This is a genomic window from Nitrobacter sp. Nb-311A, assembly GCF_000152905.1.
Classification (GTDB): Bacteria; Pseudomonadota; Alphaproteobacteria; order Rhizobiales; family Xanthobacteraceae; genus Nitrobacter.
In genome coordinates this window covers 104,691-115,497 of sequence record NZ_AAMY01000009.1, presented here as the reverse complement: position 1 = coordinate 115,497, position 10,807 = coordinate 104,691, and the positions used below count along the sequence as shown (strand labels likewise).

The 10,807-nt window shown below is 60.6% G+C and carries 7 protein-coding genes and 1 tRNA gene; 5 read left to right on the top strand and 3 right to left on the bottom strand.

The features are described from left to right. Window positions 1-5 precede the first annotated feature (5 nt). From NB311A_RS05270 to exbB, 3 genes are read right to left on the bottom strand one after another with little or no spacing between them, the layout of a single operon-like run. Window positions 6-800: an energy transducer TonB gene (locus NB311A_RS05270; protein WP_009796922.1), complete on the bottom strand. Its 795-nt coding sequence runs from the start codon at window positions 798-800 to the stop codon at window positions 6-8. A 3-nt stretch (window positions 801-803) separates the two neighbouring features. Continuing rightward, on the bottom strand, window positions 804-1,274 hold the full coding sequence (gene exbD / locus NB311A_RS05265) for a TonB system transport protein ExbD (protein WP_009796322.1): 471 nt from the start codon (window positions 1,272-1,274) through the stop codon (window positions 804-806). A 4-nt stretch (window positions 1,275-1,278) separates the two neighbouring features. Then, the gene (gene exbB / locus NB311A_RS05260) at window positions 1,279-2,232 is read right to left on the bottom strand and encodes a tonB-system energizer ExbB (protein ID WP_040674031.1); all 954 of its coding nucleotides are present in this window, start codon (window positions 2,230-2,232) and stop codon (window positions 1,279-1,281) included. A 544-nt stretch (window positions 2,233-2,776) separates the two neighbouring features. Between exbB and NB311A_RS05255 the strand changes: the two genes are divergently transcribed. The 5 genes from NB311A_RS05255 to NB311A_RS05235 all read left to right on the top strand — a co-directional run bounded on the left by NB311A_RS05255 (window position 2,777) and on the right by NB311A_RS05235 (window position 10,684). After that, window positions 2,777-3,925 (top strand): efflux RND transporter periplasmic adaptor subunit, encoded by a 1,149-nt coding sequence (locus NB311A_RS05255; RefSeq protein WP_040674013.1) that lies wholly within the window; start codon window positions 2,777-2,779, stop codon window positions 3,923-3,925. Between the two features lies 1 nt (window position 3,926). Beyond that, entirely contained in the window at window positions 3,927-7,058 is a 3,132-nt protein-coding gene (locus NB311A_RS05250) for a multidrug efflux RND transporter permease subunit (RefSeq protein ID WP_009797422.1), read from the top strand. A gap of 120 nt (window positions 7,059-7,178) precedes the next feature. Beyond that, a complete protein-coding gene (locus NB311A_RS05245; RefSeq protein ID WP_009797421.1) occupies window positions 7,179-8,342 on the top strand; it encodes a GNAT family N-acetyltransferase in 1,164 nt (387 codons plus the stop codon). 163 nt (window positions 8,343-8,505) lie between these two features. Beyond that, window positions 8,506-8,579 (top strand) — tRNA-Gln (locus NB311A_RS05240). A 341-nt stretch (window positions 8,580-8,920) separates the two neighbouring features. Beyond that, complete coding sequence (locus tag NB311A_RS05235) at window positions 8,921-10,684, top strand: ATP-binding protein (RefSeq protein WP_040674011.1); 1,764 nt, start codon at window positions 8,921-8,923, stop codon at window positions 10,682-10,684. Window positions 10,685-10,807 lie beyond the last annotated feature (123 nt).

Genomic DNA, 10,807 nt, shown 5'->3' with positions numbered 1-10,807 from the left:
CGGTGTCATCCCTTGCCCTTGACCCTGAAGACGACCGGCAGCGTAAAGCTCAATCCTTCGTCCGCGATCAGCGGCGGCGGCGGGGGCACAGGGTCTGAGCGGTGCACCATGGCGAGTGCGGCCTGGTCGAAGACGGGATCGCCCGATCCCTTCACAATATTCACCGACACGACATGGCCGAGGCGATCGAGCACGAAGTTAATGAGAATCTTGGCGTTCTTCTGGGTGTGCTCCGGCGGATAACGCTTGTGCTTGTCGAGGTGGGCGACCAGTTCTTTCTGCCAGGTGGCCCGGATTCGGCGCGCGCTGGCGCCGGTGCCTTGCTGCGGCGCCACCGAACGCTCCGATTCCTGTGCGTTTTCAACGCTCGGCATCGCGGTTGCTTCAGAAGCCGCCGATTCCTGCGAGGCCGAGGTCTGCTTCTCCGCCTTCTCAGGGTCCTCTTCGACCGGCTTTTTTGACTCGTTCTCGGTGACGATCCGGTCCGGATCATCGGTCTCCGTCGGCGTGTCCTTGGGCAGATCGGTTTCCTTCTCGACCGCCTTCTGTTCGGCAAGCGCGGGCGAGGCCGTCGACGCGTCGGTGTCTGGCCCGGGCGGAAGGTCGGTCGCCTCGCGGCGCGGCGAGGATAGATCGAGTCCGATCTCGATCGCCGGCGCGCCAAGATCCTCGGCCGACTCATCCGTTTGCATCTGGGCTACCGCCAGCGCCACGCAGCCGAGGTGGATGGCAAGCGCGGCGGCCGCTGACAAAACCCAAAGACGGCGGGACGGCGCTGGCTCTACGACGATCTCAGACATGGTTCAGGGCTTTGCGTTAGCCGCGGCAGGAACCGATTGGGCGTCCGGAACCCCCTCGAGCGCGACCAGCTTGATTTTGGTGAAGCCGCCCGCGCGCAGGATCTCCAGCACGTCCATCAGGTCGCCGTAAGGCACCGCACGATCCGCGCGCAGGAAGATGAAACTGTCCTTGGTCATGTTCGGCGTGCTGTCCAACGTCCGCACCAGATCGACCCGCTTGACCATCGTCTCGCCGATGGCGACGGCAAGGTCGGCCTTGATGCTGACATAGGTCGGCTTGTCGGGCTTCTTCTGCGGTGTCGCGCTCGACGTCGGCAGGTTGACCGGAAGATCGACGGTCGACAGCGGCGCGGCCACCATGAAGATGATCAGAAGAACCAGAATGACGTCGATGAACGGCGTGACATTGATATCGTGCGCTTCAGCGTAATCCTCGTCGTCGTCGAAGCCGCCTTCTGCAATCGATGCGCCCATTGATCTACTCCGCCGCGCGCGAACTGATGGCCCCGCCATGGGTGCGGTCCAGATCGCGCGACAGCAACCGGCCGGCCGATCCCGACGCCCGGCTGACGAGTTCGATATAGCCTTTCGTCACCCGTGCGAAGTGATTGTAAATGATGACGGCCAGAATCGCCGCGACGAGACCCAGCGCAGTCGCGAGCAGGGCTTCGGCGATGCCAGGCGCCACCACCGCGAGGTTGGTGGTCTGCGCCTTCGAAATCCCGATGAAGCTGTTCATGATGCCCCACACGGTGCCGAACAGGCCGACGAAAGGCGATGTCGCGCCGATGGTCGCAAGCAGCCCCATGCCGAGCCGAACCCGCCGGGATTCAGCGCGGACGATTTCGGCGAAGCTCGACGCCGCTCTCTCCTTGATGCCGGCGTCGCTGGAAATGCCGGCCGAGAGCCGCGCCTCGTGCATCGCCGAAGCCAGCAATGACGCCAGCACGCCGTCCCTTGCGCCGAGCGCCATTTGCGCCTCCGCCAGCGACCGCGATTCGCTGATCTCCCTCAGCGCCGTGCCGAGATTGCGCCGCGCAAGCGACAGCTCCACCATTTTCGCGATGCAGATCGTCCACGTCACCAGCGAGGCAAACGCAAGACCGATCATCACCAGCTTGACGATGATGTCAGCCGACAGAAACATCGACCACGGCGATAATTCGTGGGACGATGCCGAGTCCGGATTCAGCAGGTTGGCGCCGGCGTCACCGGCGGGAGATGGCGTGGCATTGGTGGCAGGCGACGATGCGCTGGAGGCCAACGGTGCGGATGTCTGAGCCGGCGTCGCCGGTGCAGACAATGCCGGCGTCGGCGCGGACGGCGACGCCGGATGGGGCACGCTGCCCTGCTGCGCGATCGCGGGTGAAATCAGCGACCACATCGTCAGCGTGGCCGCGAGTGAGATCGTCTTCAGCGACGTCCTAAACATCAACGCGTTCACATCCCGGCTCGACGGAAAATTAAGATCATAGGCGCCGACCAATTTAAAACCATTCCAAAATCAGCCCGAAACATGTGGGCTTCATATGTTCAGATCGAAAATCAGGCTGCGTACACGGGCACCCCTATCATGCTCCGCAGTCAGAAAAAAGACGGAATGCGGGCGCCACGTCGTCACGAGCTTCGCCAGTTGAAGCAAGGCTCACTATTAATCGCTATCTCTCACGAACTTCAGGAACAATCCCGATACGTCGCCTTGAGGTCTTCTAAAGAAACCAAGAGTCCGTTCGATCGTCGTGCTGACATTCGTCGCAAAACGTCTTATGCAGCGGAAATCGCATCAGGCTGTTCAATCGTTGATGCCTCGCGCCGGTCAAAAGCAGGCGGCTGGATAGTTCTCAACGGGACGATCGACCCCAAGCTTTCCAACTGTTCAGGACTTCAAGGGATGGTGTGTTTACACACAAAATGCAGGCATATACCACGGCTGCGCACGATATATTGAAGTCTCGATTTCCAAGGCGCGAGCCATCATGTCCCGGTCGCGAGTTCTCGGTTGGATGTCTTTTGTCGCGGCGCTGGCCGTGATCGGCGGCTACGCGCTTTGGCACCATGGCGCGGAAACGCACAACGGATCTCCCGGCGACAGCGCACAGGTTCCGCCGGTTCCGGTCAAGGTCGCCACCGTGCGCAAAAGCGATTTCCCGATCTATCTGACCGGACTTGGAACCGTGCAGGGATTCAACACCGTCGTGGTCCGCACGCGTGTCGATGGTCAGATCGACCGGATTGCGTTCAAGGAAGGTCAATTGGTCGAGAAGGGCGACCTGCTCGCCTATATCGATCAACGGCCCTACCAGGCCGCGCTCGACCAGGCCAAGGCCAAAAAGGCGCAAGATGAAGCCAACCTGGCCAATGCCGAACTTGATCTGCAGCGTTATACCAAGCTCGGGGAATTCGCGACGCGGAAGCAGACCGACACCCAGCGATCGATGGTGCAGCAGCTCACGGCACAGATCGCGGCGGACGAAGCCGCGATTGTCAATGCACAAACCCAACTTGACTATACCAGCATCCGCGCGCCGATCGCGGGCGTCACCGGTTTCCGTCTTGTCGATCGGGGCAACATCGTCAACGCCTCAACCCAAACCGGCATCGTCACCATCGCGCAGATCGAGCCGATCGCCGTGATTTTCACCGCGCCGGAAAGCCAACTGCCGCAAATCAAGGATGCCATCGCGGCCGGTTCGCCGAAGACGATCGCGTATTCCCCCGACGGGAAAAGGATACTTTCCGAGGGAACGCTGACGCTGATCAACAATCAGGTCGACACTGCGAGCGGGACTATCCGCCTGAAGGCGGTTTTTGAGAATAAGGACCACGTCCTGTGGCCTGGGCAGTCGGTCTCGACCCGTCTGCTGGTGTCCACTACGAAGGATGCCGTCGTGGCTCCTGATGATGCGGTCAAGCATGGAGCCGACGGACTTTATGCTTACGTAATCAACGAAGACAACAAAGCCGAGTTTCGCAAGATCAAGGTCGGCAAGTCGATCGACGGCGAAACCATCATCGAAAAAGGGCTTGCTCCGGGAGAACGTGTTATTGTCGCCGGACAGTACCGGGTTCAACCAGGGTCGGTCGTGACCGCGACAATCGCGAACTCCGAGTCACCGGACGACTAGGATGAACGACAGCATTTCCGCGCCCTTTATTCGCTATCCCATCGGTACATCGCTACTGATGGCGGGCATCCTGTTCGTCGGTCTGGTGGCGTTTCCGCTGCTTCCAGTGGCGCCGCTGCCGCAGGTCGATTTCCCCACCATCCAGGTCCAGGCGAGCCTGCCTGGCGCGAGCCCCGAAACCATGGCGTCCTCGGTGGCGCAGCCGCTCGAGCGGCAAATGGCGCAGATTCCCGGCATCGCACAGATGACGTCGACCAGTTCGATCGGATCGACATCGATCACGGTCCAGTTCGACCTCAACCGAAATGTCGACGGGGCCGCCAATGACGTTCAGCGCGCCATCAACGCCGCCGGCGGCCAACTGCCAAAGAACCTTCCGAGTCCCCCGACCTACCGCAAGGTCAATCCGGCCGACTCGCCAATTATGCTGTTATCGGCGACCTCGGATACCTTGCCATTGACAACGGTGAGCGACGACACCGATGCCCAGCTCGCACAACAGATCAGCCAGATTTCAGGCGTCGGGCAGGTTTTCGTCGGCGGCCAGCAGAAACCCGCCATTCGGATCCAGATCGATCCAGCCAAGCTGGTGGCCAAGGGACTGTCGCTCGAGGATGTCCGCAACCAGATATCCGTGACCACGGTCAACAGCCCGAAAGGCAGCATCGACGGCGGCACGCGCAGCTACACTATCTACGCCAACGATCAGTTGACCGAGTCGAAGGACTGGAACGACGTCATCATCGCCTACCGTAACGGCGCGCCGCTCCGGATCCGCGACATCGGACGGGCGGTGACGGGCCCGGAGGATAACAAGCGGGCAGCATGGGCGAACGGCAGGCGCGGCGTATTCCTCATCATTTTCAAGCAACCCGGCGCCAACGTCATCGACACCGTCGATCGGATCAAAGCGGAACTGCCCAGGCTGATCGCGGCGATCCCGCCTGCGATCAAGATCGACCTCATCAGCGACCGCACCACCACCATCCGCGCGGCGGTCGAAGACGTGCAATTGACGCTGCTGATCACCGTGGTGCTCGTCGTCCTGGTGATCTTCCTGTTCTTGCGCAGTTTCTGGGCGACGATCATCCCAAGCGTCACGGTGCCGCTCGCGCTGCTGGGCGCCTGCGCGCTGATGTGGCCGTTCGGCTATTCGCTCAACAACCTGTCGCTGATGGCGCTTACGATCTCGGTCGGCTTTGTCGTCGACGACGCTATCGTCGTGCTCGAAAATATCAGCCGTCACATCGAACGGGGGGAAAAGCCGATGGCCGCGGCGCTGACCGGCGCGCGCGAAATCGGATTTACGATCCTGTCGATCAGCATCTCTCTCGTGGCCGTGCTGATTCCGCTGCTGCTGATGGGCGGCATCATCGGGCGTCTGTTCCGTGAGTTCGCTATCACGCTGGCGATGGCGATTTTGGTGTCGCTCGTCGTATCGCTGACGTTGACGCCGATGATGGCCTCGCGCTTCCTGCGCAGCCATGACAGCGTCCAGCACGGCCGCCTCTACCAGTTCAGCGAGCGCGGCTTTGATGCCATGCTCAATGCCTATCGTCGCGGCCTTGATCTGGTGTTGCGCTGGCGTCGGACCACGCTTCTGGTGTTCTTCATGACGCTGGGTTTGTCGGTCTACCTGTTCATCATCATCCCGAAGGGCTTCTTTCCGCAGCAGGACAATGGCATGATCCTCGGCACCTCCGAGGCCGCACAGGACATTTCCTTCGCTGAAATGAAGAAGAAGCAGGAGGAACTTGGCCGGATCGTTCTGGCCGATCCCGCCGTGCACAGCATCGCCATGTTCATCGGCGGCGGCGGCAGCGCCCTCAACAACGGCCGCATGTATGTCACGTTGAAGCCGCGCGAGGAGCGCGACGCGTCCGCACAGCAGGTGATCGCGCGGCTGCGGCCAAAGTTCGACAGGGTGGAAGGCGCACGGCAGTTTCTTCAGGCGTCTCAGGACGTCCGGCTCGGCGGACGCGCCACCCGCACCCAATTCGAGTATACGCTTCAGGATGCCGATCTCGACGAATTGAACGCCTGGGCGCCGAAAGTGCTGAAGAAGCTGCAGGCGCTGCCCGAACTCCGGGACGTCGCCACAGACCAGCAGACCGGCGGCACCACGCTGACGCTGACGATCGACCGCGACGCGGCATCCCGTTATGGTATCTCGCCTCAGCTGATCTCCGACACGCTCTATGACTCTTTCGGACAGCGGCAGGTTGCGCAGTACTTCACGCAACTCAACACCTATCGCGTCATTCTCGAAATTCTACCCGAACTACAGGGCAGGCTCGATACGCTGGACAAGATCTACCTCAAATCACCCCTCACCGGCGAGCAGGTCCCGCTTTCGGTTTTCGCCAAGTGGACGACAATGCCGGTGCAACCGCTATCGATCAGTCATCAGGGTCAGTTCCCCGCCATCACCATCAGCTTCAATCTCGCGGAGAACGCATCGCTCGGCGACGCCACCGCCGCAGTCCATAACGCCATGCGCGAGCTTGGCGCGCCCGGCACCCTCAACGGCAGCTTTCAGGGAACGGCACAAGCGTTCCAGCAATCGCTCGGCACGGTGCCGCTCTTGATCCTCGCCGCGCTCGTCGTCGTCTACCTGATCCTCGGCATTCTCTATGAGAGCTACATTCATCCGATCACGATCCTGTCGACGCTACCTTCAGCGGGCGTCGGGGCTTTGGCGACCTTGATGCTGTTCGGCTACGACTTCAGCCTGATCGCGCTGATCGGCATCATCCTGCTGATCGGTATCGTCAAGAAGAACGGCATCATGATGGTCGACTTCGCGATCGTTGCCGAACGCGAGGAGCATCTGTCGCCGGAAGAGTCCATCCGCAAGGCTGCCCTGCTCCGCTTCCGGCCGATCATGATGACCACGATGGCCGCGATGCTCGGCGGCGTGCCGCTGATGCTGGGCACCGGCACCGGATCGGAGATTCGTCAGCCGCTCGGCTATGCGATGGTCGGCGGGCTTCTGGTCAGCCAGGCGTTGACGCTTTTCACCACGCCGGTGGTCTATCTCTACCTCGACCAATTCTCCAGCTGGCTGTCCGGACCGAGCCGCAACGATCGTAACCTGTCCGGTCACGCTTCGATCAAGGAAGCGGCCGAGTAGCGCATCTTCGAAGTTGCAAGAGCGGTGAAAGACCCCAGCGAGGCGCCCGCCGGAACTGCTTTTTCCCCCAGGCGTTTGATTCCTGATGCAGACGGGCGGCTGTCGAGAGCAGCAGGGCGCATGGACCAGCACATTCCCGCTCCTGAATCCCTTTCGATCGCGCCAATCAGCCGCGACGAGTTGCGAACCTGTGAAGCGTGGCGGATAGCCTTCGCCGGCCAGCGCAAGGATCACCGCTACTACGAGATCATCGCGGACACGATCCGCGATCATTTCGAGTACGGCTATTTCGCGATCCGTGATGCCTCAGGCCGTGTGCTGGCGGTGCAGCCTTATTTTCTGCTGGACCAGGATGTGCTGGAAGGCATCAAACTCGATCGTTTGTCGCTCGTCGCGCGCATCCGCCGCCGCTATCCACGTTTCCTGAAACTGCGCACGCTGATGCTCGGCTGCACGGCGGGCGAAGGGCATCTCGCGGCCAGTGCGTATCTCTCTTCCGCGACCGTCGCCAAAACATTGGCGCAAGGTATCGTTGCGCAGGCGAATGCGTTGGGCGCGCGGATGATCGTGCTCAAGGAATTCTCTCGCGGCGATCGCCGCGATCTTGCGTGTTTCGAGCGTGAAGGGTTTGCCCGCGCGCCGAGCATGCCGATGACTACGCTCGACATCGATTACGATAATTTCGATGAGTACACGCAGAAAGCCCTAAGTGCGAAGACGCGCCGTGACCTGCGCAAGAAATTCCGCGCCACTAAAGGGTCCCGTCTTCAAATGACGGTGACCGAAAATGCGGCGAACTTCATCGACGAGATCTATCCGCTCTACCTGCAGAGCTACGAACGCTCGAACTTTCATTTCGAGAAATTGACCAAAGACTATTTCCGCCGTCTCGGCTGCGAGATGAGCGACAAGACTCGCTTCTTCATCTGGTATCGCGGCAATACCCTGATGGCATTCGCGCTGTGCATGGTGGAAGGCGACGAGATCTTTGCCGAATATATCGGCCTTGATTACCACTTCGCGCTTGATCTCCATCTCTATCACTATGTTTCGCGCGATGTGATCAGTTGGGCGATGGCCCATGGCTATAAGCGCTTCCGCAGCAGCGGGTTAAATTACGATCCCAAGCTTCACCTGGGCCACCGGCTTGACCCGATCGATCTTTATGTGCGGCACGTCTCGCCGGTCGCCAACTGGATCATGCGGCTGGTGCTGCCCTGGATCGTGCCGGTGCGCTACGATGCAACGCTACGGAAATTTGCCAGCTATCGTCAGATCTGGTGAGGTGCGCCTTCAATACAAACCGCAGCCGAGACGGCCGATTTGAAGGACTGGACCGCAAACGCCGACGCGGCTATATCAGCGTTGCCAAGACGCCTGATTTGCAAAGTTCGTTAGCGGCCCGGGAAACCCTCCCTAAAGACTTCTGTAAAATCAGTCACTTCGGTGGGGAATGGTGTAACGGTAGCACAACAGACTCTGACTCTGTTTGTCTAGGTTCGAATCCTAGTTCCCCAGCCAATATCCCCTGTCCGGGATTGAATTGCGCTCGGCGCGGCGTGAAGGCTCTGATCGGCACATGAATCCTAGGCGGCGGATGTGCCTGCGCTCCCTGGATTCTATCGGCGTCATCTTCAAAGTAAACGAGTCTTTAAGCCCCAACGGCTGGAGCGGCATCCGCCGGGATTTGCCGCCGTATGCTGTAAACAAACACACCAATTCTGGGGTTACGTAGAACGCATCTCCGCCGCGCATGGCAGAATTGCGGGCGCGATCGATACCATCGGCTTAACAGTTTTTTGGATAACCCCATGCGAGCATAGAAATCGCAGCAGCAACCGACACAAGAAATGTGATCAAAAATGCTCCATTCGATTTCCCCAAGTTCCTTCGGACGTGTCATTTCCGTACGTGGATCCCAGGCGCGCGTGGGGATTTTGAGGACCGGTCGCATGTCGCCGGCAGCGGCACGCGCGACCGTTGGCCGGTTCGTCAGCCTACGCAATACGACCTCCACTATCGTGGCGATGATTACGGAGGTCTCCTGCGAGAATCTGCCTTCGTCCGATGAATTCATGGCGAGCGCCTCGGTCGATCTGCTTGGCGAAATCCTTGACAGCTCCGGATCCCGCCCCCGTTTCCAGCGCGGCGTCACCAATTATCCGGCGATCGACGACTCGGCGGACCTGATCACCAATCACGAGCTTCGGACCATTTACGCACCCAACGGCGCGGATCAGATCGACGTCGGGACCCTGCAGCAGGATCAGTCCGTCACAGCTTTTGTCGATGTCGAGGAAATGCTCAGCAAGCACTTCGCCGTGCTCGGCTCGACCGGCGTCGGAAAATCGAGCGGCGTTTCGCTGCTCATCAACGCAATCCTGCTATCGCGTCCCGATCTCCGCATCTTCCTGCTCGATGTACACAATGAGTACGGCCGTTGTTTCGGCGATCGCGCGCTCGTGCTGAACCCGCGTAATCTGAAATTGCCGTTCTGGCTGTTCAACTTCGAGGAAATCGTCGATGTTCTGTTTGGAGGTCGCCCCGGCGTGGCGGAGGAACTCGATGTTCTTGCGGAGGTGATCCCGATCGCGAAGGGAATCTATACGCAGTATCAGCAGGCCGATCGTGTCAGCCTCAAACGTATCGATCCCAAGAATGTCGGCTTCACGGCCGACACGCCCGTGCCCTACCGGCTGGTCGACCTGATTTCGCTGATCGACGAGCGCATGGGCAGACTGGAAAACCGATCGTCGCGCATTGTCTACCACAAGCTGATCTCGCGCATTGAAACCGTGCGCAACGATCCCCGCTACGCCTTCATGTTCGACAACGCCAATGTCGGCGGCGACACTATGGCCGAGGTTGTCAGCCTGTTGTTCCGTCTGCCTACCAACGGCAAGCAGATGACCATCATGCAGCTTGCCGGCTTTCCCGCCGAGGTCGTCGACTCCGTGGTGTCGGTCCTCTGCCGCATGGCGTTTGACTTCGGTCTATGGAGCGATGGCGTCTCGCCGCTGCTGTTCGTTTGCGAGGAAGCGCACCGCTATGCGTCGGCTGACCGAAGCATCGGCTTCGGTCCGACACGCAAGGCGATCTCGCGCATCGCCAAGGAAGGCCGAAAATACGGCGTTTATCTCGGCCTCGTCACGCAGCGCCCGGCTGAACTCGACGCCACCATCATTTCCCAGTGCAACACGCTGTTCACGATGCGGCTTGCCAATGACCGCGATCAGTCGCTGCTGCGTTCGGCGGTCTCGGATGCAGCGGCTAACCTGCTTTCGTTCGTGCCCTCGCTCGGAACCCGCGAGGTGCTGGCTTTCGGCGAAGGCGTCGCGCTTCCCACCCGGCTGCGCTTCAAGGAGGTTCCGGCGCACCAGTTGCCGCGCAGCGAGGCCAAGATGTCGACGGTGCCGTCGGCCAGTCGCGGCCAGGACCTACAGTTCGTGGATGCCGTTCTGGAGCGCTGGCGCGGCGCGACCTCGCATCGCGATGCGCCTCACGATCCCGCCCCCATGGCGCCCATGGAAAGACCGGCGTTACGCCCACTAGATGCGCCGACGCTGCAGCCATCTCTCGGTCTTGATCCCGACCGCTTCTCGCTGCTGAAACGGCCGTTGCGGTAGATTGGGTGGCGGTGGCGCCGCACCGCCGTCACAGACATAGGTCCGAAAGGACGGGCTTATTCCTGATGAGAGGTTACCCGACCAGGCGGGGCCAACCGCTTCAGCGCGACGGCGGAGCGTCTA

What these genes read in the sequence shown, in the direction of transcription:
- exbB (WP_040674031.1), bottom strand. Translation starts at nt 2,232, where the DNA reads ATGTTTAGGACGTCGCTGAAGACGATCTCACTCGCGGCCACGCTGACG.
- NB311A_RS05255 (WP_040674013.1), top strand. Translation starts at nt 2,777, where the DNA reads ATGTCCCGGTCGCGAGTTCTCGGTTGGATGTCTTTTGTCGCGGCGCTG.
- exbD (WP_009796322.1), bottom strand. Translation starts at nt 1,274, where the DNA reads ATGGGCGCATCGATTGCAGAAGGCGGCTTCGACGACGACGAGGATTAC.
- NB311A_RS05270 (WP_009796922.1), bottom strand. Translation starts at nt 800, where the DNA reads ATGTCTGAGATCGTCGTAGAGCCAGCGCCGTCCCGCCGTCTTTGGGTT.
- NB311A_RS05245 (WP_009797421.1), top strand. Translation starts at nt 7,179, where the DNA reads ATGGACCAGCACATTCCCGCTCCTGAATCCCTTTCGATCGCGCCAATC.
- NB311A_RS05250 (WP_009797422.1), top strand. Translation starts at nt 3,927, where the DNA reads ATGAACGACAGCATTTCCGCGCCCTTTATTCGCTATCCCATCGGTACA.
- NB311A_RS05235 (WP_040674011.1), top strand. Translation starts at nt 8,921, where the DNA reads ATGCTCCATTCGATTTCCCCAAGTTCCTTCGGACGTGTCATTTCCGTA.